24 protein-coding genes are annotated in these 23,190 nt (G+C 61.2%); 11 read left to right on the forward strand and 13 right to left on the reverse strand.

What is annotated here, in order from left to right; translation table 11 throughout:
- Positions 1-30 precede the first annotated feature (30 nt).
- The 6 genes from tgt to coaD form a co-directional block, all read right to left on the reverse strand.
- Positions 31-1,164, reverse strand: a complete 1,134-nt coding sequence (gene tgt / locus LPB73_RS12370) for a tRNA guanosine(34) transglycosylase Tgt (RefSeq protein WP_231080741.1) — start codon at positions 1,162-1,164, stop codon at positions 31-33.
- The gene (queA, locus tag LPB73_RS12375; protein WP_231080742.1) at positions 1,161-2,243 is read right to left on the reverse strand and encodes a tRNA preQ1(34) S-adenosylmethionine ribosyltransferase-isomerase QueA; all 1,083 of its coding nucleotides are present in this window, start codon (positions 2,241-2,243) and stop codon (positions 1,161-1,163) included. The genes tgt and queA overlap by 4 nt, the downstream gene beginning before the upstream one ends.
- Before the next feature lie 152 nt (positions 2,244-2,395).
- Positions 2,396-2,863: a peptidylprolyl isomerase gene (locus LPB73_RS12380; protein WP_231080743.1), complete on the reverse strand. Its 468-nt coding sequence runs from the start codon at positions 2,861-2,863 to the stop codon at positions 2,396-2,398.
- Positions 2,839-3,282: a hypothetical protein gene (locus LPB73_RS12385; protein ID WP_120290341.1), complete on the reverse strand. Its 444-nt coding sequence runs from the start codon at positions 3,280-3,282 to the stop codon at positions 2,839-2,841. The genes LPB73_RS12380 and LPB73_RS12385 overlap by 25 nt, the downstream gene beginning before the upstream one ends.
- A 5-nt stretch (positions 3,283-3,287) precedes the next feature.
- Positions 3,288-3,857: a peptidylprolyl isomerase gene (locus LPB73_RS12390; protein WP_089264448.1), complete on the reverse strand. Its 570-nt coding sequence runs from the start codon at positions 3,855-3,857 to the stop codon at positions 3,288-3,290.
- 41 nt (positions 3,858-3,898) lie between these two features.
- On the reverse strand, positions 3,899-4,396 hold the full coding sequence (gene coaD, locus LPB73_RS12395; protein ID WP_231080744.1) for a pantetheine-phosphate adenylyltransferase: 498 nt from the start codon (positions 4,394-4,396) through the stop codon (positions 3,899-3,901).
- 70 nt (positions 4,397-4,466) lie between these two features.
- Between coaD and LPB73_RS12400 the strand changes: the two genes are divergently transcribed.
- From LPB73_RS12400 to LPB73_RS12410, 3 genes are all read left to right on the forward strand, one after another.
- Positions 4,467-4,709, forward strand: a complete 243-nt coding sequence (locus LPB73_RS12400) for a hypothetical protein (protein WP_184516379.1) — start codon at positions 4,467-4,469, stop codon at positions 4,707-4,709.
- Positions 4,710-4,721: 12 nt separating this feature from the next.
- The gene (locus tag LPB73_RS12405) at positions 4,722-4,979 is read left to right on the forward strand and encodes a hypothetical protein (protein WP_089264450.1); all 258 of its coding nucleotides are present in this window, start codon (positions 4,722-4,724) and stop codon (positions 4,977-4,979) included.
- Between the two features lie 211 nt (positions 4,980-5,190).
- The gene (locus LPB73_RS12410; RefSeq protein ID WP_089264451.1) at positions 5,191-7,098 is read left to right on the forward strand and encodes a potassium transporter Kup; all 1,908 of its coding nucleotides are present in this window, start codon (positions 5,191-5,193) and stop codon (positions 7,096-7,098) included.
- A gap of 81 nt (positions 7,099-7,179) precedes the next feature.
- On the opposite strand, the gene LPB73_RS12415 is transcribed toward LPB73_RS12410, so the two are convergent.
- Positions 7,180-8,073, reverse strand: a complete 894-nt coding sequence (locus tag LPB73_RS12415) for a LysR family transcriptional regulator (RefSeq protein ID WP_089264716.1) — start codon at positions 8,071-8,073, stop codon at positions 7,180-7,182.
- A 154-nt stretch (positions 8,074-8,227) separates the two neighbouring features.
- Between LPB73_RS12415 and LPB73_RS12420 the strand changes: the two genes are divergently transcribed.
- A complete protein-coding gene (locus LPB73_RS12420) occupies positions 8,228-8,884 on the forward strand; it encodes a hydrolase (protein WP_120289867.1) in 657 nt (218 codons plus the stop codon).
- Positions 8,885-9,028: 144 nt separating this feature from the next.
- On the opposite strand, the gene gyrA is transcribed toward LPB73_RS12420, so the two are convergent.
- The gene (gene gyrA / locus LPB73_RS12425) at positions 9,029-11,800 is read right to left on the reverse strand and encodes a DNA gyrase subunit A (RefSeq protein ID WP_231080745.1); all 2,772 of its coding nucleotides are present in this window, start codon (positions 11,798-11,800) and stop codon (positions 9,029-9,031) included.
- Positions 11,801-12,307: 507 nt separating this feature from the next.
- Between gyrA and LPB73_RS12430 the strand changes: the two genes are divergently transcribed.
- Complete coding sequence (locus tag LPB73_RS12430) at positions 12,308-12,715, forward strand: DUF1127 domain-containing protein (RefSeq protein WP_231080746.1); 408 nt, start codon at positions 12,308-12,310, stop codon at positions 12,713-12,715.
- 58 nt (positions 12,716-12,773) lie between these two features.
- Here LPB73_RS12430 and LPB73_RS12435 read toward each other — a convergent pair whose 3' ends face one another.
- Entirely contained in the window at positions 12,774-13,178 is a 405-nt protein-coding gene (locus LPB73_RS12435; RefSeq protein WP_093758683.1) for a DUF2306 domain-containing protein, read from the reverse strand.
- Positions 13,179-13,636: 458 nt separating this feature from the next.
- On the reverse strand, positions 13,637-14,461 hold the full coding sequence (locus tag LPB73_RS12440; RefSeq protein ID WP_231080747.1) for a sulfate adenylyltransferase: 825 nt from the start codon (positions 14,459-14,461) through the stop codon (positions 13,637-13,639).
- Positions 14,462-14,689: 228 nt separating this feature from the next.
- On the opposite strand from LPB73_RS12440, the gene LPB73_RS12445 reads away from it, so the two are divergent.
- Complete coding sequence (locus LPB73_RS12445; RefSeq protein ID WP_231080748.1) at positions 14,690-15,427, forward strand: class I SAM-dependent methyltransferase; 738 nt, start codon at positions 14,690-14,692, stop codon at positions 15,425-15,427.
- A 161-nt stretch (positions 15,428-15,588) separates the two neighbouring features.
- Here LPB73_RS12445 and LPB73_RS12450 read toward each other — a convergent pair whose 3' ends face one another.
- Positions 15,589-15,795, reverse strand: coding sequence for a hypothetical protein (locus LPB73_RS12450; protein WP_231080749.1), 207 nt, complete (start codon positions 15,793-15,795; stop codon positions 15,589-15,591).
- Positions 15,796-16,100: 305 nt separating this feature from the next.
- Entirely contained in the window at positions 16,101-16,610 is a 510-nt protein-coding gene (locus LPB73_RS12455) for a single-stranded DNA-binding protein (protein WP_092142634.1), read from the reverse strand.
- Positions 16,611-17,074: 464 nt separating this feature from the next.
- Between LPB73_RS12455 and LPB73_RS12460 the strand changes: the two genes are divergently transcribed.
- The 3 genes from LPB73_RS12460 (at position 17,075) to LPB73_RS12470 (ending at position 22,082) form a co-directional block, all read left to right on the forward strand.
- Positions 17,075-17,806 carry an outer membrane protein gene (locus LPB73_RS12460; protein ID WP_231080750.1) on the forward strand — a complete coding sequence of 244 codons (732 nt, stop codon included), beginning with the start codon at positions 17,075-17,077 and terminating at the stop codon, positions 17,804-17,806.
- A 252-nt stretch (positions 17,807-18,058) separates the two neighbouring features.
- Complete coding sequence (gene uvrA, locus LPB73_RS12465; protein WP_231080751.1) at positions 18,059-21,037, forward strand: excinuclease ABC subunit UvrA; 2,979 nt, start codon at positions 18,059-18,061, stop codon at positions 21,035-21,037.
- Between the two features lie 7 nt (positions 21,038-21,044).
- Positions 21,045-22,082 carry an FRG domain-containing protein gene (locus tag LPB73_RS12470; RefSeq protein ID WP_231080752.1) on the forward strand — a complete coding sequence of 346 codons (1,038 nt, stop codon included), beginning with the start codon at positions 21,045-21,047 and terminating at the stop codon, positions 22,080-22,082.
- A 77-nt stretch (positions 22,083-22,159) separates the two neighbouring features.
- Here LPB73_RS12470 and LPB73_RS12475 read toward each other — a convergent pair whose 3' ends face one another.
- Positions 22,160-22,300 (reverse strand): hypothetical protein, encoded by a 141-nt coding sequence (locus LPB73_RS12475; RefSeq protein WP_165826921.1) that lies wholly within the window; start codon positions 22,298-22,300, stop codon positions 22,160-22,162.
- A 228-nt stretch (positions 22,301-22,528) separates the two neighbouring features.
- On the opposite strand from LPB73_RS12475, the gene LPB73_RS29120 reads away from it, so the two are divergent.
- The gene (locus tag LPB73_RS29120; RefSeq protein WP_256461299.1) at positions 22,529-22,810 is read left to right on the forward strand and encodes an HAD hydrolase-like protein; all 282 of its coding nucleotides are present in this window, start codon (positions 22,529-22,531) and stop codon (positions 22,808-22,810) included.
- Positions 22,740-23,165, forward strand: a complete 426-nt coding sequence (locus LPB73_RS29125; RefSeq protein WP_256461300.1) for an HAD-IA family hydrolase — start codon at positions 22,740-22,742, stop codon at positions 23,163-23,165. Before LPB73_RS29120 ends, LPB73_RS29125 begins: the two co-directional genes overlap by 71 nt.
- Positions 23,166-23,190: the final 25 nt, after the last annotated feature.

Raw genomic sequence — 23,190 nt, forward strand, 5'->3', positions numbered from 1 at the left:
GTTAGTGTTTTCTCCACACGCGACGAGCGGTTACCGCGGCGGAATATCGCCACGTGCCCAGCACTCACGCGTATGCGCCCGAAACTCTTCGAACGTTCCGGCCTCGATGGCTGCGCGGATACCCTGCATCAGGCTCTGGTAATAGGCGATGTTGATTTCCGACAGCAGCATCGCGCCCAGCGTTTCGCCGGAGCGCACGAGGTGATGCAGGTAGGCGCGCGAATAGTCTCGCGCGGCCGGCCAGGTGCTCTCTTCGTCCAGTGGACGCGGATCGTCCTGATGCCGCGCATTGCGCATATTGATCTGGCCATAGCGCGTGAAGGCCATGCCGTGACGGCCGTTCCGCGTCGGCATCACGCAGTCGAACATGTCGACGCCGCGCGCCACCGCTTCCAGCATATCATCCGGCGTGCCGACGCCCATCAGATAGCGCGGGCGGTCCGAAGGCAGGATCGGAACCACTTCCTCGATCATCGCCAGCATCACGGCCTGCGGCTCGCCGACCGCAAGGCCTCCGATCGCGTAGCCATGAAAGCCGATATCGATGAGCCCCTGCGCGCTGGCACGGCGCAGTGCTGGTACGTCGCCGCCCTGCGCGATGCCGAACAGCATGTAGCCGTCCGGCGCTGTCTCGAAGGCGCGCTTGCAGCGCTCGGCCCAGCGCAGCGACAGCTGCATGGCGCGGTCGATATCGGCGTGCTCCGCCGGCAGCCGCACGCATTCATCGAGCTGCATCGCGATGTCGGAGTTCAACAGCCGCTGGATCTCGATGGCGCGCTCCGGCGTCAGTTCGAACTTGGCGCCGTCGATATGCGAACGGAACGTGACGCCCTGCTCGGTCACCTTGCGGAGCTGCGCCAGTGACATCACCTGGAAGCCGCCGGAATCGGTCAGCATCGGCCCGTTCCAGGTGGTGAATTTCTGCAGACCGCCGAACGACGCGACGCGTTCCGCGCCGGGACGCAGCATCAAATGGTAGGTATTGCCCAGCACGATATCCGCGCCCGCATCGCGCACATCGCGCCAGTGCAGGCTCTTCATCGCACCGAGGGTGCCGACCGGCATGAAGGCCGGCGTGCGGACCACGCCGTGCGGCGTCGTCAGCTGACCCCTGCGTGCCGTGCCGTCCGTGCGCAGCAGTTCGAAATGATTGGCGACGGTCATTGATTGCTTGTGTCCCGAAACAGCAGACTGGCGTCGCCGTATGAATAGAAACGATAGCCGGTCGCGATAGCATGGGCATAGGCCTGCTTCATCGTATCCATGCCAGCAAAGGCAGAGACCAGCATGAACAGCGTCGAACGCGGCAGATGGAAATTCGTGAGCATGATATCGACGGCGCGGAAGCGATAGCCCGGCGTGATGAAGATCGCAGTCTCGTCAGCGAACGGATGAATAACGCCGTCCTCGGACGTTGCGCTTTCCAGCAAACGCATTGAGGTCGTGCCGACGGCAACAACGCGTCCGCCGGCCGCATGCGCTGCGTTCAATGCATCCGCCGTCGCGCGCGAGATCGTACCCCACTCGGAATGCATCTTGTGCTCTGCGGTGTCGTCGACCTTCACCGGCAGGAACGTCCCTGCTCCGACATGCAGCGTGATGCGATGCAGGCCGACGCCGCGCGCCTTCAGAGCGGCTTCCAGTGCCGGCGTGAAATGCAGTCCCGCCGTCGGTGCGGCGACGGCGCCGTCATTGGCGGCGAACATGGTTTGATAATCGGCCGTGTCACGCTCGTCCGGAGCGCGTTTTCCGGCGATGTAAGGCGGCAGCGGCGGCGCGCCGAGTTCGGCAATCGCCTGATCCAGCGCCGGGCCGTGAAACGAGAAAGAGAAGATGATCTCGCCGGCATCACCCTTGTGCTCGACTTGCGCGTCGAGATGTCCGAGCAGGCAGACGCGGCCTTCATTGCCGAAGCGCACCGTATCGCCTTCGACGAGCTTCTTGGCAGGCCGTACCAGCGCCTGCCAGCGCGAACCGTCGAGGCGCTTGATCAGCGTCGCATCGATCTTCGGTTCGGTCTCGCGGCCAATGCGGCGGCCGGTGAGTTGCGCCGAGATAACCCTGGTGTCGTTGACGACCAGCTGATCGCCGGGCTTCAGCCAGGTCGGCAGATCCGAGACGACATGATCCTGCACGCCGATACCCGGCTGAACGACAAGTAGCCGCGCGGCGTCGCGCGGGCTGGCAGGCCGCAGCGCGATGTTCTCGGCCGGAAGTTCGAAATCGAAGATATCGGTACGCATGGGTTTGTAGTTATTCCCACTCCGTCATGGCCGGGCTTGTCCCGGCCATCCACGCCTTGGTGTTGATGCCTATAAAACGAGGATGCCCGGGACAACTAGCGAAGTTCGCTTCGCGCTGCCCGGGCATGACGAACGTGAGGGAGGAGCTTAACTTAGTCAGCCGCGTCGGCGGCCATATGCGCCTTGACGATCTTGTCGGGGTTCTGCACCGGCTCGCCGCGCTTGATCTTGTCGACGTTCTCCATGCCTTCGGTGACCTTGCCCCAGACAGTGTACTGCTTGTTGAGGAACGACGCGTCGTCGAAGCAGATGAAGAACTGGCTGTCTCCGGAATCCGGGCTGGCCGCGCGCGCCATCGACAGCGTGCCGCGCACATGCGGCTCGTTATTGAATTCGGCCTTCAGCTTCTTGCCCGAACCGCCGGTGCCGGTGCCCTGCGGACAGCCGGTCTGCGCCATGAAGCCGTCGATGACGCGGTGGAAGACGATACCGTCGTAGAAGCCTTCGCGCACGAGCTCCTTGATACGGGCGACATGGCCCGGTGCCAGATCCGGGCGCATCTCGATGGTGACGGGACCCTGGGTGGTTTCAAGGATCAAAGTATTCTCGGTAACAGCCATGCTCGTCTCTCTACTGGTTTGGGTTGGTTTCGGCGGTCGTCAAACCGCACTCGGAAGGGGCGTCCAGCGACCGCGTCGCCCAGGCCCCCGGTAAATGGCATCGGCGTGCAATGTTGCAATGTCTCCATCACAGCCGTTCGGTAAGCAACGCTGTCGGCCTCGGAGGCATCCGGCGTCTCGAAGGTAATTCGCGGCCTTCCGAGAAGTTCACCGGATCGCTTGAAGCTGAACAGTACCGTGATCTCCATGCCCGGATGGCCGCGCGGCAAGGCGGGCGGATGCCAGCACGCTTTCAGCCTTCCGAACATGCCCTCCAGCGTACTCACGGCGTCAGACTGAGCCGATGCCGGATGCGCCTGAAGAACGCCAGACAGCAATAATGCCGCGAGCAGAGCAATCACCCTGCATCGCGGCATCATGATGCTCACTTGATGTCGGAAGCGACCTGAACCTTGACCATCTTGTCAGGGTCGGTCACGGCGCCGCTGGCCGAACCGGGAGGCGCCTTCTTGAGCTTGTCGACGACGTCCATGCCGGCGACGACGTCGCCAACCACGGTGTATTTGCCGTTCAGCGACGAGCCCTCCGCGAACATGATGAAGAACTGCGAATTGGCCGAATCCGGATCGCCGGCACGTGCCATGCCAACAACGCCGCGCTTGTACGGCACCTGCGAGAATTCGGCCTTCAGGTTCGGATACTTCGATCCGCCGGTGCCGTTGAAGTTCTTGCCGTCGCCGGTCTGCGCCATGAAGCCGTCCATCACGCGGTGGAACGGCACGTTGTTATAGTAGCCTTCGCGGGCGAGCAGCTTGATCCGCTCGGCGTGCTGCGGGGCGATATCGGTGCGCAGCTTGATGATGATCCGGCCCTTGGTCGTGTCGATCACGACCGAATTGGCCTTGTCGAGGCCAGCCGGAAGGGCTGCCGGAGCCTGCGCGAAAGCGGGAGCCGCGAACATCAGCGCGGCAGCAAGTGCGACTATACGGATCATGGAAACTCCGGATCAGAGAAAGCCGGTCAGCCGGCGTTTGATTAAGCGGCGAATTTGGACTTGAGGCTCTTGGCAACCGCGTCCGGGACGAAAGCCGAAACGTCGCCGCCCATGGCGGCGATTTGCCGGACCAGTGTGGCGGTGATCGGGCGGACGCTCACCGAGGCCGGAAGAAATACCGTCTGCACATCCGGCGCCATGGTCTCGTTCATGCCGACGATCTGCATCTCGTAATCGAGATCGGTGCCGTCGCGCAGCCCGCGGATCATGATGGTCGCACCGATCTGCTGCGCCAGTGTGGTGGTGAGATTGTCATAGGTCGTGCAGTCGAATTCGCAGCAGGCGGCTGAGGCCAGCGGTCCGAACACCTGCTTCACCATCTCCAGCCGCTCGTCCGTCGAGAACAGCGGCTTCTTGCCGGGGTGCACGCCGATCGCGACCACGAGCTTGTCGCACAGGCCAACGGCATGGCGGACCACATCGAGATGGCCATTGGTGACGGGATCGAATGAACCGGGATAAAGCGCGATACGGGGCATTCCCCCTCCTACCCCGCCCCCGTTCGAGCCGCAAGCCAACTTGGTTCCGCCCGCTGGGGCCGAATGGCCGATGTTTATTTTCGGACAGGGCTCGAACCGGATGCCGGGTCAGCGCGTCTACTGGGTACGCAGCAACGATATTGAAAACATTGGGCTTTCGAGCCTCATGTGTCGTCATGCGCGTACGGACGAAACACAAACCGGGCCGGATGAAACCACTTTGCCCGGACACGACAACTTCCTGAAACCGGGTCTGATTAATCAGGCAAGCACAGGAAGCGACAAACAAACCGGGCCAAAACGGCCCGAATGACAGGGGACCGTCATGATCAAGACTCTCTCAGCAGTTGCCGTCGCAGCTTTCATCGCAGCCGCCCTCACCGTTCTGCCGGGCTTCGCTCCGAAGGTCGAGGCGTCGGTGCCGGTGGCCCTCGCCAAGGCCGACCGCCTGGACATCCACACGGTAGGTCGCAACTGCTCCGAGCAGGCCTGGCCGAACTTCGAGGCGTCCTGCCTGCGTAACGCAGCCAGCAAGACGATCACTGTCCGCGAAGTCCGCCTCGTGACCACCGAGCGTCGCTAAGCGGCAAAGGATACCGCACCCCGGTCAGAACCGGGGTGTACTGATACTTAATCCGGGCCATCGAACTACACTCCCCCAACGCGCGCGAGGCATAGTTCAGTGAAATTCTCGCGACAGCTACTTCAACTAATTTCATAGCAATTCGCGACGCAACGTCGCAGACTGCTGGTCAAGCGCGATCGTGAAAGCGCGAGTCCCGTGAGGGCTGCCAGTGACCGCCATCCCAGCCGCATCGCCAGGCCACTCTGGCGGACTTCCTCTCACGGCAACGATCGGCGCGCTCGGCGTCGTCTATGGTGATATCGGCACCAGCCCCCTTTATGCACTCAAGGAAGCCGTGAAGGCAGCCGCCCATGGCGGGCCTCTCACGTCCGAAGCAACGCTCGGCGTGGTGTCGCTGATCCTCTGGGCGTTGATCCTGATTATCTCCCTGAAATACGCGCTTCTGATTTTGCGCGCCGACAACCGCGGCGAAGGCGGCATCGTTGCCCTGCTGGCACTGCTCCACGCGCGCAACGCAGAGCCGGGCACGTGGCGCATACATCTGCTGGTCGTCGGTCTCGTCGGCGCCGCCCTGCTCTATGGCGATGGCGCCATTACGCCGGCGATCTCGGTGCTATCAGCCATTGAAGGCCTCAAGGTCGATGCACCGTCGCTTGCGCCGGCCGTGGTGCCGCTCACCGTCATCATTCTGATCGGGCTGTTTCTGATGCAGAGCAAGGGCACCGGTTTCATCGGCGGCATCTTCGGGCCAGTGATGCTGGGCTGGTTTGCCGTGCTGGCGCTGCTCGGCATCCATGGCATCGTGCAATCGCCCGGCGTGCTCGCTGCCGTCAGTCCACTCTATGCCTTCGAATTCCTGATCCACCAGGACTTCCACATCAGCTTTGCCATTCTCGGCGCCGCCTTCCTAGCCGTGACCGGCGGCGAAGCGATGTATGCCGATATGGGCCATTTCGGCCGGATGCCGATCCGGCTCGCCTGGTTTGCCATCGCCCTGCCGGCGCTGGTGCTGAACTATTTCGGCCAGGCGGGACTGCTGATCGCCGACCCTACCGCCATCAACAACCCGTTCTATCAACTGGCGCCGGACTGGCTGCACTACCCGCTGGTGGCTTTTGCCACCGTCGCGACGGTGATCGCCTCGCAAGCTATCATCTCCGGCGTGTTCTCGCTGACGCAGCAATCGATCCAGCTCGGCTTCCTGCCGCGGATGCAGATCCGGCACACCACCAGCCACGCCATGGGCCAGATCTATGTGCCGCTGGTGAACTGGCTGCTGGCGGCGGCGACGCTGGCCGCCGTGCTCAGCTTCGGCACATCCGACGCGCTGGCAGGTGCCTATGGCATCGCCGTATCGCTGCTGATGGCGATCACCACGCTGCTCGCGGCACTGGTCGCGCTGCAATGGGGTTATCCGCCGCTTCTCGTCGTGTCGGTGAATGGCTTCTTCTTCATCATCGATTGCATCTTCTTCGCCGCCAATTCCACGAAGCTGTTCGAAGGCGGCTGGTTTCCGCTGTTCTTGGCGGCTGCTGTGGCGTTCCTGATGCTGACATGGCGCAGCGGCGTCAAACTCGTTGAAAGCGCCCGCGCCAAACTGCGTCAACCCGAAGAGGACCTGATCGAGACGGCCGTGAGTCGCTGCCATGCGCGCCTCAATGGCACCGCGGTGTTCCTGGCATCCATGCCGAATGGCGTGCCGCTGGCACTGACGCAATTCGTCAAGCACAACCACGTCCTACATGAGCGCGTCATTCTGGTGACTGTGCTGATCTCCGAAGTGCCGCGCGTCCCGGATGCCGATCGCGCCGAGATTATCGAAGTCATTGAAGGGATCACGCGCGTCATCCTGCATTACGGCTTCATGCAATATCCAACGATTTCCGACGGGCTCGGCCTGGCCTCCGAACAGGGTAAGCTGCCCGGCATCGACCTCGCCGAGATCACCTATTACATCGGCCGGGAGACCATCATTCCCAGCGACAAGGTCGCCGGGATGGCGGTGTGGCGCGAAACCGTATTCGCGTTCCTCCAGCGCAACGCCGAGCGCTCCGCGGCGTTCTTCGGCGTGCCGACCAAGCAGGTCGTCGAATTCGGCACCGAGATCGAGATTTAAGCCGCGCGCGACTTAAGCCTCGGCCGGCCGCGACTGCTCGCAGCAGGCCTGGCCGAACGTCGAGGTCTGCCTGCCTGCGCTCTAGCGACCCACGCCCGCAAGGCGCGGAGCCTCTGCGAAACACGCGATGAGCATTTCGGTGAGGACTCGTACCTTTCGAGGGGGATGCTGACTTGGCGGGCGGATGACATAGACACCTGCCGGTGGCGGCGGATGGCGTGTCATGACCGGAACAAGCGTTCCCGAGGCGACATCGTCATGGGTGATGCCATCGGGGAGCCAAGCGATGCCCAGTCCTGCCAATGCTGCGGCGCGGAGAGCCGTGCCGTTATCGGCTTTGAAGCGCCCTTGCGGGCGCACCGTGATTGTCTTGTCGCCATCCATGAATTGCCAGGCTTCTGTGCCCTGCATGAGAGCCTGATGCGCAACGAGGTCGTCCGGCGTCTCGGGGGAACCATGCGCTGCGATATAGTCCGGGCTGGCGACCAGTTTTCCATAGATTGGCCCGACGTGTCGCGCGATCAGGTTGGAGTCCGGAAGATAGCCAACCCGGATGGCGCAATCGAAACCTTCTGCGATGAGATCAACGAAGCGATCACTGTAGACGCTATGGATGTGGAGCTGCGGGTGCCGTCGCGCCATGTCCGCAAGCACAGGAGCTAAGTGCGTTGGGCCGAAAGTCAGCGGCACGGCAATGCGCAAGCGGCCGCAAAGCTCACCATCAGGCAGGAGCAATTCCCTGGCCGCGTCGATCTCGGCGCAAGCTCGCGCTGCATGGTCGCGAAACGCGACTCCCGCTTCGGTGAGCGCAGCGCCGCGCGTGGTTCGTGCGAGAAGCTGCACGCCAAGTTCCGCTTCAATGCGAGCAAGCTGCCGACTGACGATCGACTTGGAGACGCTGAGCCGACGCGCAGCGGGCGAAACGCCCCCGGCATCGGCAACTTCCACGAATGTCCTGAGCGCTTCGATATCCAATTCGGCGTTCCCCATTCCGCAACACAGCTTGCCACGGAAGGGCACTACCTCATCAAGCCCAAGAACGGCAATACCCCTCGAGACAGCGCCGCCGTTGGCGCATGTCCCATCAAGAAGACCAATCTCACTCACAACGGCACCAGAGGATATATTCATGACCTTTCGTAATGGCCTTGCGTCGCTCCTTCGTCCCGAAGACTCGGTCCTCATTCTGATCGACCACCAGCCCTACCAGCTCGCCAACGTGAACAGCCATGAACCGCAGATGGTGATCAACAATACGGCGGGCCTGGCGAAGGCCGCCAAGGCGTTCGGCGTTCCCACCATCCTGACCTCGGTGCTCGCCGAGCGTGGCGGTCTCTTATTCCCTCAGATCACCGACGTGTTCCCCGGCCAGGAGGTGATCGACCGGACCTTCATCAACACCTGGGAAGACCCGAAGGCGGTGGACGCCGTCAAGGCAACGGGCCGCAAGCAATTGATCATCGCGGGCCTGTGGACTGAGATCTGCGTCGCGATGCCGACGATCCAGGCCCTCGGCGAGGGCTGGGACGTAACGGTCGTCACCGATGCCTCGGGCGCCGTTTCGGTCGAGGCCCATCAGGTCGCCATCCAGCGCATGATCGCGGCCGGCGCCAACATGATGACCTGGCTGGCAGTGGCCGCCGAATGGCAGCGCGACTGGGCGCGGGCTGAGAGTGCCGCCAAGCTAACGGAAGTGATGACGCAGCATGCAGGCGGCAGCGGCATTGCGTATCTGTGGGAGCAACAGCTGCTCAATACGCCGGTGCCGAAGAGCGCAGGCGCATAGCGCCGAAAACCTCTTTCGACCGAGCAAGCGCGAGGTGTTGGGTTCTCGCTTCGCTCAACCCATCCCGCACATCACATACATAAAAGAAAAACCCGCGGCATGACCGCGGGTTTTTTATCAACGTGCCAGCCGCTGCGGAGAGCCTCAGCCCTCCGCCACCGGCACACCGTTGCCATTCTCGCCCTCTTCGCCCTCGCCCGCCTCGCCGATATGCTCGACCGACACGACGTGCTCGTCGTCAGCCGTGTTGAACACGATGACGCCCTGGGTCGAACGGCCGGCAATGCGGATACCTTCCACCGGGCAGCGGATGAGCTGGCCCTTGTCGGTGACAAGCATGATCTGGTCGCTGTCCTCGACCGGGAACGAAGCGATCAGCTTGCCATTACGGTTGTTGACCGACATGGCGACGATGCCCTTACCGCCGCGGCCGGTGGTGCGGTACTCGAACGACGAGGTCCGCTTGCCATAGCCGTTTTCGCTGATGGTCAGCACGAACTGCTCGGACGCCGACATCTCGACATAGCGCTGCTCGCCGAGTTCGATGGCTCCCGTCGCCTCTTCGGTCTCCACGGCAGCCGCCGCTTCGTCCGCAACATCGGCACGCTCCTCGGCGCCGCCGCGACGTACCGCATTGGCACGACGCAGATAGGCCGCGCGTTCGTCGGAATTGGCCTCGAGGTGGCGCAGGATGGTGAGCGAGATCAGCTTGTCGCCGTCCGCCAGCGAGATGCCGCGCACGCCCATGGAGCTGCGGCCCTGGAACACACGGACGTCAGTCACCGGGAAACGGATGCACTGGCCGCCGGCAGCGGTCAGCAGCACGTCATCATGCTCGGTAGCGATCTGCACATCGACGATCGCTTCGCCCTCATCGAGCTTCATGGCGATGATGCCCGAACGCCTGACATCGACGAAGTCCGACAACTTGTTGCGGCGGACGTTGCCGCCGGTGGTCGCGAACATCACGTCGAGATCGTTCCACGTCGCCTCGTCCTCAGGCAGCGGCATGATCGTGGTGATGCGTTCGCCCTGCTCCAGCGGCAGGATATTGATCATCGCCTTGCCGCGGCCGTTTGGCGGCGCGATCGGCAAGCGCCAGACCTTTTCCTTGTAGACCTGGCCACGCGACGAGAAGAACAGCACCGGCGTATGGGTCGAGGCCACGAACAGACGCGAGACGAAATCCTCGTCGCGCGTCGCCATGCCGGAGCGGCCCTTGCCGCCTCGGCGCTGCGCCCGATAGGTCGAGAGCGGCACGCGCTTGACGTAGCCATGATGCGATACCGTCACCACCATGTCTTCGCGCTGGATCAGGTCTTCGTCTTCGACCTCGCCTTCCTGCTCCATGATGACGGTCTTGCGCGGCGTCGCGAATTCCGCCTTCACCGCGCCGAGTTCGTCCTTGATGATGCCCTGGACGCGCGCGCGCGAACGCAGGATCTCCAGATAGTCCGCAATCTCGACGGCGAGCTTGTCCAGCTCGTCGGAGATTTCTTCGCGGCCCAGAGCTGTTAAACGTGCGAGGCGCAGATCGAGAATGGCCTTGGCCTGTTCGAAGGACAGCCGCGCGGTGCCGTCTTCCTCGAGGCGATGGCGCGGATCGTCGATCAGCATCATCATCGTCGCCACATCCTGCGCTGGCCAGCGGCGCTCCATCAGGATGTCGCGCGCAGTTGTCGGATCCGGCGAGGTCCGGATCACACGAATGACCTCGTCGATATTCGCCACCGCAATCGCGAGGCCGACGAGGATATGCGCGCGGTCGCGCGCCTTGTTGAGCAGGAATTTGGTACGGCGCGTGACGACCTGTTCGCGGAACGCGACGAAGATCGTCAGCAGGTCCTTCAGGTTCATCAGCAACGGACGGCCGGTGTCGAGCGCCACCATGTTGGCGCCGAAATTGGTCTGCAGCGGCGTGAACTTGTAAAGCTGGTTGAGCACCACCTCCGGCACCGCGTCCCGCTTCAATTCGACGACGACGCGAAAACCGTCGCGGTCGGATTCGTCGCGTAGATCGGAAATGCCTTCGATCTTCTTGTCGCGCACCAGTTCGGCAATGCGCTCCACCATGGTGGCCTTGTTCACCTGGTAGGGAATTTCCGAGACGATGATCGCTTCGCGGTCCTTGCGCGTCGGCTCGATCGAGACCTTGCCGCGCATCACGATGGAACCGCGGCCGGTGTGATAGGCCGTACGAATCCCGGCCCGGCCGAGAATGATGCCACCGGTCGGGAAATCCGGACCCGGGATGATCTTGTTCAGATCGTCAATGGTCAGTGACGGATCATCGATCAGCGCGACGCAGGCGTCGATGACTTCGCCGAGATTGTGCGGCGGGATGTTGGTGGCCATGCCGACGGCAATGCCGCCGCCGCCATTCACCAGCAGATTCGGAAACTTGGCCGGCAGCACGCGTGGCTCACGGAACGAGCCATCGTAGTTGTCCTGATAGTCGACGGTGTCCTTGTCGAGATCGTCGAGCAGCGACTGCGCGATCTTGGTCAGGCGCGACTCGGTATAGCGCATGGCCGCGGCCTGATCGCCATCGACCGAACCGAAATTGCCCTGACCGTCGATCAGCGGCACGCGCATCGAGAAGTCCTGCGCCATGCGGACCATGGCGTCATAGACCGACTGGTCGCCATGCGGATGATATTTACCGATCACGTCGCCGACGGTTCGCGCCGACTTGCGATACGGCTTGTTCCACTCGAAGCCGTTCTCATACATCGCGTAGAGAATGCGCCGATGCACCGGCTTCAAGCCGTCGCGCGCATCCGGCAGCGCACGCGCCACGATCACGCTCATGGCGTAATCGAGATACGAACGCTTCATCTCATCGAGGATGGATACGGGACGAATATCCGAGGGGGCCGGTGGCTCCCCAGGCTTCTGGTCTTCAGTGTCGGACAAGGATGATTTCCGGTCAGGTTTTGCTGGGAATCATATAGCGCATCGCGCGGCTTCAAGCCACCCCGCAGACAACGCCCGTGGCTCTATTTTCCTGCTGATTTTTCAAATGCTTACGGGAGCTGTACAGGGCTTGTGAAGTGGCCCCGAATAAGCCAGCCCGAACCCGCCGAATCTTGCGGAAATCCAGCGGCAATCTTGCGTGCGCGATGAATTGAACGACGCGAGCAGGAAGGCTCTGATGATCGCGAAGGCGTGCGACGAGATCGCCTCCAGGGTGCAACTTCCACCGAAGCAACCCTTGATTTTCATGCCTTAAACGGTATTCTAGTCAGATGATTAGATCAGCGCGCATCGTCAACCGTAAACACATGTCCCGCTTTGGCTGGGCCGTGGAGGGAGTCGTGCGCTAGGAATTCGACGACGCGATCTTCTCATCAGGCCTCGCCGGCATCGGGCGGGGCCTTTTGTTTGGCCTCTTCCTGCCGTGCGCAACAGCAGGAGCACCCGATGCCAACCCAACACAGCAATTTCACAGCCGAGACCAGGCGCGATATCGCAGGGCTCGGTACCGACGCCTCCGTCGCACTGGCGCAAGACGCCGCTGACGACGTTTTGGCAGCGGTGCGCCCGAATGCCGCCATCGCTGCGCGGGACGACGCTTTGTCGGAAAAGGATGCTGCTGGACCGCCGGTGGCATCCACGCGAAGCGTCTTCGACTTGCTCAGGCGATATTGGCTCGTGATTCAGACGCGGCGCCAACGTCACAGGTCGCGAGCTACTCTACGCAACCTGACTGAAAGAGAGCTGATGGATATCGGAATAACGAGCTCCGAGATCGAGTGCATCGTCGCTCACCGAGCGGCCGATAGACAGAGGGACGGCATGACGCGTCTATGGATGCATTCCGGGACCTGATGCGACTTCGGGAAGGCTCGCAACCGCCCGATGGCGGCGTCGCCGATCGCCGCCTCACTCAGCGACCGAACACCACGGTGTGCATGACCCGGCCGGGCACGAGGGTGAACACGCCGGCGATCACCAGGGCGCCGGCGAAGATCGAAATCATGGTGATGGCATGCGCCCTGACGCGGTGCCGGCGTGCGGCGACCACTCCGACCACCAGCATCACCGGCGCGATGATCGACAGCAGGTGGATCGGGCTCCAGTCTCGCCAGAGCCGGTAGCTATGGCCATGGATCCCAAACGAGCTGATCGCAACGGTGGCGAGCAGGATCACCCAGATCCAGCCGAGCGTCCTGTGTGGCAGCGTGCCCTTGGGCGCGATCAATTGAACGACACCGAGCACGAATGCGACCATGGCCGCAAAAGCATGCAGCGGGATTGGAGCGGCGGCATCAAGCAGCGGCTGCAGCGACATGGTGGCCCTCGCGTTCAGCAGGCAGAGTCAGCTCACCATCGCAGAAATCTTTCCATTGTAAAGATCATATTGCCGCCACGTTGCCGCAGCTAACCGTCCCCTCAAAAAAGCAAAACGCGCTGCAAGCAATCAGCTCACAGCGCGCGATGCAGAAGTTCAGGACGTCCTGACAGCAGATCAGAAGGGTTATATGTGGTTATGGACGTGATGCGTGAGGCGGTCGAGGAGCGCGCCGGTGACCGAGGCTGGATTCCGGGATATCTCCAGGTCGCGCCTGGCGGACGGCTGCACCTTGTTTCGTGCGCGCCTCACGGGCTGATCGTGGCTGAATGGTTGGTTTCGGACGCAAGGCTCTCCGAGACAGGGGACCGCGCTAGTCGAGGCGACCCAAAGTATCCATGCCTCGCTCCGGGCGGACCGGGGCTCGACCACGCAATGATTCAAATCGTGAGCGAGCGTCAGATGCTGCCACCAGGCCCCCGTGCGAAATGTTGAGATCCATCAAGTTCACAGTTGCCAGCTAATCCAGCGGTTTGGCTTTTATCGCCTTGGTCACCCAGGACGGTCTCATTGATATGCTCTCCCAGGACTCGCGTGATGACCTTATCGAAATTGAGGGGGTCGGCACCGTTGACTTGTATCAAGGACCATCCGTCCCGGCGCAAGCACTCGCCGATCTCCCTTGAGATATTGGCCTGCTTCAAGCCCCTGTCCACGCCGAGTTCGAACAGGAGGACTTCGATGAGCGGCTGGTGCGCATGCCGATCCGTAAGACGGCGGCGCAACGTTTCCTGCGGCGCATCGAGCTGGACAAGCAGGTCCGGTCGCGGCAGGAACGCTAGGCAGTCACGAACCACGTCAATGCTTGGAGTTCGCGCCAGCAAAACTAGCGCACACAATGCCTGGATCAGGCCTTCTTCAAAAATGAAGTAACCTTCCGATTCCTGCGCTTTACGCCAAGATTCGCACAGTAGAGCGATGTCGACCTTCATGCGCCATGACCATGTGCGGCTTCGTAGCGGGATTGATGCTAGAAGCCGCGCCGCGACACCGTCCTTCGGCAGGGTCGATAGCAAGACAGGACCGGAGGTGGCAATCTTTCTGCCAATACGCCCAATGCCATGGCGCGTCTCCGGGCCGTCATCCTGGGCCGACGCATATTCAATCAGGCGATAACCGTTCACTGTCTTCAGGTTGATGCCTTCTTGCGCCAGCCCCCGGCAGAGGCCGCGAAGAAGTGTGGTCTTGCCTGCACCAGGCGGCCCAAATAACTCGATGATCATGGTGGAATGCCCAGCGCCTCGGAACAAGCTGTCATTTACCTGCAGGTCAGAGCTTAGCCGGATTACAAACCACACCAACGTTCATTTGAATGACTGTTCGGATCCGCGGACTGCCGCCCGTCGACTAGTCGGATCACGCCTGCCGCTCCGTTCCGGCATCGTGCGAATGCATGAAGACGTCGTCCCGACATCGAGGTTAGCGTCGGCGGACTCGAGGGACATATCCTTATGCTCAACGGAGACACGTTCAGCTATCGCGCGAGCCACCAGTCGGTTGATGTCGTTGCCGACTACGTCAGCACCTTCGAGGTGGGCCATTGCGCGGCATTGTGGCGGGACGTCGAACAGCCCTTGCTCGAAAGCATTCTGCGCCGGCTCGGAGGGCCACAGCGAACAAGCCTCGACTTCGCCTGCGGAACCGGACGCATTGCGAAGGTCGCCGCTCGGTTGTTCGGCTCGGTTGTCGGGGTCGATGTGTCAGAAGCGATGCTTTCGGCAGCTTCGGTGCCAGACAACGTGACGCTGCTATGCGTCGACGTCACCAAGGTTCCTCTCGAACAGACATTTGACGTTGCCACCGCATTTCGGTTCTTCTTGAATGCAGAAGACACGCTTAGGCGCGACGCATTGCGGGCGATCTATCGGCATCTTCGCAACGACGGCGTATTGGTGTGCAATATCCAGCTCAATGCAACGTCACCCATCGGGTCGTTCAGTCGTGTCCTGAACTGGGCATATCCGAGCAGACCTCGACACACCCTGACTTTGTATCAATTTTCAAGCCTGCTGTCGGATGAGGGATTTGAGGTCGTGGAGAGCACGTATTACGGCTATCTCCCGCGACCGGGCCGGTTGTTTCCACATCTCTGCGAGGCGCTGATCGAGCCATTCGAAAAGGCGTGCCGGAGGCTCAAGGTGCCGGGATTATTGGCGGAGAGTTTTATTGTCGCGGCGCGAAAGCGGTAACGCCTGTTTCCTCAGGTGCAGGACCCTCGGCGAATCGTGCAGGCACCAACAACCTCTTGAGGTTCGGGAGCATGATCATCGAGTTCTTTGGCCCGGCACCACCTTCGCCCACGCGCTGTGCAAGCGGCTCAACGAGCGCGGCCATCATGCGAATGTTGTGCTCAGCTATTCGGAGCCACCACCTCTCGCGTCACCGACGCCTCATGCCCTCCCACGGCAGGTGAGCGTGCAAGACGAAGCGAGTTCACGAGATCGATGGTTTCCTCCTGCGTCAGTAGATCGCCGGTCTCCAGCCGCTCGATCAGGCTGACCCCGCGCAATGCGGCCCACTCTTCGGTCGCCGCGATCGAGCGAAGCACCTTCAACATCGTGTTGATCGATCCGGCTTTGCTCCTGAGGAATACGGCGCTGTAGCGAGTAGCCCAAGGGTCCGGCAGCCCGCTCTCCCTGTCCAAGAGAAGCCCAAACCTCTCGCCGCCCTCCATTACAACGGGTTTTACGCGAAATCGGCTGGCAATGCGTTGATTTATCAAACGAAAGCCCCCTTGTTTACACAAGCGGGCCCCGCAGAATCTGATTCGAGTCTCGTCGGCAATCCGGAAGCTGAAAAACGCTAAGTCATTGAAGAAGCGACGAAAGCGTTTTTTAGTTTACACACAGCTCCAACCAACAGTCAGAACGGGATGTCGTCATCCATGTCGCTGCCGCGGCCACCACCGCCACCTGCCGGTGCGGCCACGCGGCGCTGCGGCGGAGCGCTCGACTGGCCGCCGCCGAAGCTGTCGCCCATGTCATCACCGCCGTAACCGCCGCCACCACCCGCGCCGCCGCCCTTGCCGTCGAGCATGGTCAGCGTCGAATTGAAGCCCTGCAGCACGATCTCGGTGGAGTATTTCTCGACACCCTGCGGATCGGTCCATTTGCGGGTCTGCAGCGCGCCCTCGATGTAAACCTTGGCGCCCTTCTTCAGATACTGTTCGGCCACCTTGGCGAGACCTTCGCTGAAGATCACGACACGATGCCACTCGGTCTTTTCCTTGCGCTCGCCGGTGCCCTTGTCGCGCCAGGTATCCGAAGTCGCGACGGTCAGGTTGACGACCGGATTGCCGTTCTGCATCCGGCGGACTTCTGGATCCTTGCCGAGATTGCCGACCAAAATCACCTTGTTGACGCTACCCGCCATGCCACTCTCCTACTCTCGAATCTGAATTGCTGATTGGGCGCCGGCGCAGGCCCTGGCCCGCGCGCAAACGCCGCTGATAATGGGACCCTATACGGTCCGCGCTCCCGCGCAGGCCCCCGCGACGGGGTTATCCACGATCTCTTATATGATCGTCCTCGCATATAGCATGTTCCACTTTTGTTCTCAAGGACACCCCTTGGCGAATTGTTGGGCGACGACGAAGTGCCGAGTCGTCGCTGTCGCGTCTGAGTCGAGCAATAGTGGAACCCGAAGGGAACCGCACCCGGCCAAAATTCATATACCTTTCATTAACTTAGAAACGGCCAAACATCGAAGACGAGTGTGCTATTTGAGTGACGGACTTTTTGGCAGACTTGCGTATATTTCGATCACTGAATTGCATTTGGCGCTTGCGCCGGGACACGAGGCTTCGCCGACGCGAAGCAATTTTGGGGAGAATTCACATGAAGAAGTTTCTGTTGGGCACCGTTGCCCTGATCGCTCTGGGCGCTTCGGTTCCGGCAATGGCCGCTGACCTGGCCGCTCGTCCCTACACCAAGGCTCCGGCCTATGTTCCCGCCCCGATCTACAACTGGACCGGTTTCTACATCGGCGGTCACGTCGGCGGCGCGTTCAACGGTTCGAACGGCTTCGGCGGCACCTCCGACAATTCGGACGGCCGTTTCCTCGGCGGCGTGCAGATCGGTTACGACTACCAGTTCGCTCCGAACTGGGTGTTCGGCATCGAAGGTCAGTACAGCTGGGTTGGTTCGAACAACACCAACGTCGCTTTCGTTCCGGCTGGCGTCACCTACAACCTGAACCAGAAGGGCCTCGCCTCGGTCACCGGTCGCATCGGTTACACCTGGGGTCCGGCACTGCTCTACGTGAAGGGCGGCTACGCTTACTCCGACTACAGCGAATCGCTGGTCACGACCGTTGGCGCCGTTCCGGTGGCTTTCGCAGCTGGCACCAAGCATGACGGTTACACCGTCGGCGCCGGCCTCGAATACCTGTTCACCCAGAACTGGTCGGGCAAGGTTGAGTACCAGTACTACGACTTCGGCAAGACCACCTTCGCTGCTCCGTCGCCGGTTGGCATCATCGGCCTGTCGTCCAAGAACGACGAGCACACCGTCAAGGCTGGCCTGAACTACCGCTTCAACTGGGGTGGCCCGGTCGTCGCGAAGTACTGAGCTTCGCGCCTGATTTCAGGCTCATGACTACGGAAAGGCCGGCGGAAACGCCGGCCTTTTTGCTTTTGGAGGACTGACCAGCGCCCTCCCTGCAACCCCTCCGCCAACAAACCGTTGATCGTTGCTGCGGAGCACTGGAAATCCGTCCTCGTTCTTCCTATGTTCCGATGACAATCAATCGGCGTTGATCCCGGCCCGGCCGGCGATGCGCGCCCGGATGTGGCGCGCCCGACGCGCCGGGGAATTGCCTGTATGGACGAGATCATCAAGGCGAAGCGGCAGCAGGCCGCCGCCAACATGCGCAGCATCACCATCCGCGGCGCGCGCGAGCACAATCTCAAGAATGTCGATCTGACGATTCCGCGCGACAAGCTGGTGGTGTTCACCGGTCTGTCCGGCTCCGGCAAATCGTCCCTCGCCTTCGATACGATCTATGCCGAAGGCCAGCGCCGCTACGTGGAGTCGCTGTCGGCTTACGCCCGGCAGTTCCTGGAGATGATGCAGAAGCCGGATGTCGATCAGATCGACGGGTTGTCGCCGGCCATTTCCATCGAGCAAAAGACCACGTCGAAGAATCCACGCTCGACCGTCGGCACTGTGACCGAGATCTACGACTATATGCGCCTGTTGTGGGCGCGCGTCGGCATTCCCTATTCGCCGGCGACCGGATTGCCGATCGAGAGCCAGACGGTGTCGATGATGGTCGATCGCGTGCTGGCGCTGCCGGAAGGCACGCGTCTCTATCTGCTTGCGCCCGTGGTGCGCGGCCGCAAGGGCGAGTATCGCAAGGAGCTGGCGGAATATCTCAAGAAGGGTTTTCAGCGCGTCAAGATCGACGGCACCTTCCATGAACTCGCCGAAGCGCCCGTACTCGACAAGAAGTTTCCGCATGACATCGACGTCGTCGTCGATCGCATCGTTGTCAGGCCGGATATCGGCCAGCGCCTCGCGGAAAGTTTTGAGACCGCGCTGAAGCTCGCCGAAGGTCTTGCGGTCATCGAATATGCGGACGCTCCTGCCGCTCCCGCGGAAGAAAAGAAATCCGACAAGAAGGTGGCGAAGATTCACGACAAGACAGGTGCCGAGCGCATCCTGTTTTCCGAGAAGTTCGCCTGTCCGGTCTCCGGCTTCACAATTCCGGAAATCGAACCCAGACTGTTTTCGTTCAACAACCCTTATGGCGCCTGTCCGAAATGCGGTGGCCTCGGTGTCGAGCAGACCATCGATGCCGATCTCGTCATTCCCGACAAGGAACTGACGCTGCGCAAGGGCGCCATCGCGCCATGGGCGAAGTCGTCGTCGCCCTATTACGTGCAGACGCTGACGGCGCTCGGCAAGTTCTACAAGTTCACCCTCGACACCAAGTGGAAGGACCTGCCGAAGAAGACGCAGAACGCCATCCTGCACGGCTCCGGCGATGACGAGATCAAGTTCTCCTATGAAGACGGCGTGCGCTCCTACGACACCAAGAAGCCGTTCGAGGGCGTCGTCACCAATATCGACCGCCGCTTCCGTGAGACCGAAAGCGAATGGGCGCGCGAAGAACTCGGCAAGTATTTTTCCGACGTGCCCTGCGATGCCTGCGAGGGCTATCGGCTGAAGCCCGAAGCGCTCAGTGTGAAGATCGGCGGCAAGCATATCGGCAACATCTCGGAAATGTCGGTGCGCAAGGCTGGCGACTGGTTCGAGTCCGTGCCGGATCTGCTCAACAAGCAGCAGAACGAGATCGCCGTCCGCATTCTCAAGGAAATCCGCGAGCGCCTCTCCTTCCTGCTCGATGTCGGCCTCAACTATCTCACGCTGGCGCGCTCATCCGGCACGTTGTCGGGCGGTGAGAGCCAGCGTATTCGCCTGGCGTCACAGATCGGCTCGGGCCTCACCGGCGTGCTCTATGTGCTCGACGAGCCATCCATCGGCCTGCATCAGCGCGACAATGCGCGGCTGCTGGATACGCTGCGGCGGCTGCGCGATCTCGGCAATACCGTGATCGTGGTCGAGCATGACGAGGACGCGGTGATCGCGGCCGACTACGTCGTGGACGTCGGCCCCGGCGCCGGCACCCATGGCGGCAACATCGTCGCCCAGGGCACGCCACAAGAGGTGATGAAGAATCCGAAGTCGCTGACCGGAAAATATCTCACCGGCGAAATGTCGGTGCCGGTGCCGGAGCGTCGTCCGCCGAACCATCGCCGCACCATCAAGGTGATCAATGCGCGTGGCAACAATCTCAAGAACGTCTCGGCGGAAGTCCCGCTCGGCCTGTTCACCGCGGTCACCGGCGTCTCCGGCGGCGGCAAGTCGACGCTGCTGATCGACACGCTCTACAAGGCCATCGCGCGCAAGCTCAACGGCGCCAGCGAAGGCGCCGCGCCGCATGACCGCATCGAAGGCCTGGAGCATATCGACAAGATCATCGAGATCGACCAGTCGCCGATCGGCCGCACCCCGCGCTCGAATCCGGCGACCTATACCGGCGCCTTCACGCCGATCCGCGAATGGTTTGCCGGCCTGCCGGAATCCAAGGCACGCGGCTACGAGGCCGGCCGCTTCTCGTTCAACGTCAAGGGCGGCCGCTGCGAGGCCTGCCAGGGCGACGGCGTCATCAAGATCGAGATGCACTTCCTGCCCGACGTCTATGTCACCTGCGACACCTGCAAGGGCAAACGCTACAACCGCGAGACGCTGGAAGTTCTGTTCAAGGGCAAGTCGATCGCCGACGTGCTCGACATGACCGTGGAAGAAGCCGCCGACTTCTTCAAGGCGGTGCCGCGCGTGCGCGAGACGTTCAAGACGCTGCATCGCGTCGGGCTGGACTATATCCATGTCGGCCAGCAGGCGACGACGCTATCCGGCGGCGAAGCGCAGCGCGTGAAGCTCGCCAAGGAGCTGAGCAAGCGCGCGACCGGTCGCACGCTCTACATTCTCGACGAGCCGACCACGGGACTTCACTTCCACGACGTCGCCAAACTGCTGGAAGTGCTTCATGAGCTGGTGGCGCAGGGCAACACGGTGGTGGTGATCGAGCATAATCTCGAAGTCATCAAGACCGCCGATTGGGTCATCGACCTCGGCCCCGAAGGCGGCGACGGCGGCGGTGAAATCGTCGCCTGGGGTCCGCCGGAAGATATCGTGAAGGCACCGCGCAGCTATACGGGCAAGTTTTTGAAGCCGGTGCTGGAAAAGGCGGGCAAGCCGAAGAAGCGGAAGCAGGCGAGCGAAGCAGCGGAGTGAGACTCAGATGTGGACCTCTGCAGGACCAGGAATCGAGGTTGCAGAGGCTCAGACGCCGTTAGAGTTCGTTTCACTCATGCGCCGCTCTCACAAAGCTTGGTGGGATGGCGACAGCATGCCTTGGGCCTTTAGAGGTCATTCTGATGAATCGTGGGGATTATTGCCGTCCGCGTGGAGGCCAGGAAATCCAATCATCGGTGCCGCTAAAATCGAGGCGACTGCTCGATTTGATCGCACGCAGCCGGACCCAAGATTAAAGTGGGTCTTTCCGCCCAATAACTTTACCACTAGTGAGCGTGTTTTTGGCGCAAATGACGCGGGTTTAGCTCGCCAGCTCGTCGTTGACGCGAACGCTGAGCTGCTGCCTCTTTGGGATTTCGCAAGTTCTTGCAACGATACCGGGCTAAATACGCCCATGCCATCCGTTATCGATCCGTATGTGAACGGCGATTGGCTGCATAATCCCGGCGTGCCACTAATAGCCGACGAGATTTTTTGGTATAGCGACATACCGGCCGGCCTAGCGCTCGCTCAGCATCATGGTTTGCCGACGCGATTACTCGATTGGTCAGTCAATCCGCTCGCTGCGTGCTTCTTCTCTATTGAAAAGATAACAACGCCTCAAATTGGAAAGAAGATTGCAGTTTGGGCTATTCATCGGATCAATGCTGCAACGGTTAAAACACCCGGCGTAACTTTCCCGAATGGTCTGGATGCAAACATCCAACCTGCCATCATCGTTTATCGTCCACCTATCCGGGACAATCCATACCTTGCCGCTCAGTCGGGGCTCTTCACCTGTATAGGCGGCAGCGGCATTTATTATATGCTGAATGCTGGAGCTCGCCCAAGTTTGGATGAATTCGTTCGCGAGTCAAATGTCGGCTTACCTATTCTGCGGAAGGTTACTCTTTCGCACGAGCATGTTTCCGGCGTAGCTGACATTCTGCGTCGTGAACGAATTAACAGAGCGTCGTTCATGCCAACATTAGATAATGTTTCTTCAGATGTGGAGCGTCGCTGGCTGCTTCGGGCGCAACAGTAATTTTTGACTTGTTATGCCGAGTTATCGAACACTGTTGCTTACGAATGCTCTTCTATATGAGCCTCTGTTAGCTTCAGTTACCTCAGCCCCGTCCCGTGACAGCGCTGGCACTTCACCACCTTCTCGCCCTTCTTCAACAGGCCCTTGCCTTCGCAATTCTTGCACTTCTGCTTCTTCTTGGTGTTGGGGCCTTTCTGGTTCGGTCTATCGTCTGCCATGAGGGCCTCCTGCGGGTGATATGAAACGGTAATGACGGACTTAGCACGCTTGCGTGCGGCTCGTGCATCGTTTCGCCGCGCGGATGCGGGTTGAAAACCGGGTCTGATGGGATCATCCTTGCGACGGGTCGCATATCGGCCACGACTCAGACGAGAACCAGCCCGTGACCGCCACTGCCAAACATCCAGCCGAGACCGAGACCCCGGCCACCGCCCCGCCCGCCAGCCATGCCCTATAAGCTCGCCATCTTCGATTTCGACGGCACGCTGTCCGACAGCTTTTCGTGGTTCCTCAGCGTCATCAATTCCGTCGCCGACAAACACAAGTTTCAGCGCGTCGAACGCGACCGCATCGACGAGTTGCGGAGCGTCGGCGCCGGTGAGCTGATCCGGCTGCTCGGTGTCGCCAAATGGCGGGATCCCGTTGATTGCGCGCGACATGCGCAAGCGCAAGGCGCAGCAGATCGACCGCATTTCGCTGTTTCCAGGCGTCGACCGCATGTTCTGTGAATTGAAGGCGCGTGGCATGACGATTGCGATCGTCAGCTCCGATAGCGAGGACAATGTCCGACACGTGCTCGGCGATCTCGACCAGCACGTCGCCTATTTCGCCTGCGGCGCCGGCCTGTTCGGCAAGACGGCGAAATTCCAGCGCATCCTTGAGCTCACCGGCATCTCTGTCGATGACACGATCAGCATCGGCGACGAGATCCGCGATATCGACGCTGCACGCGAGGCCGGAATCGATTTTGGCGCGGTGACGTGGGGCTATACCAGCGGAGCGGCCCTGAAAGCGCGCACGCCGAATTATGTGTTTTCCCGGATCGACGAAGTCATCGCGACGCTGGCTGTGCCAGGACGCTAACGGCCGGCCAAAGACAGACGAAACC

This window comes from Tardiphaga sp. 37S4, assembly GCF_021044645.1.
GTDB classification, from domain to species: Bacteria; Pseudomonadota; Alphaproteobacteria; order Rhizobiales; family Xanthobacteraceae; genus Tardiphaga; species Tardiphaga robiniae.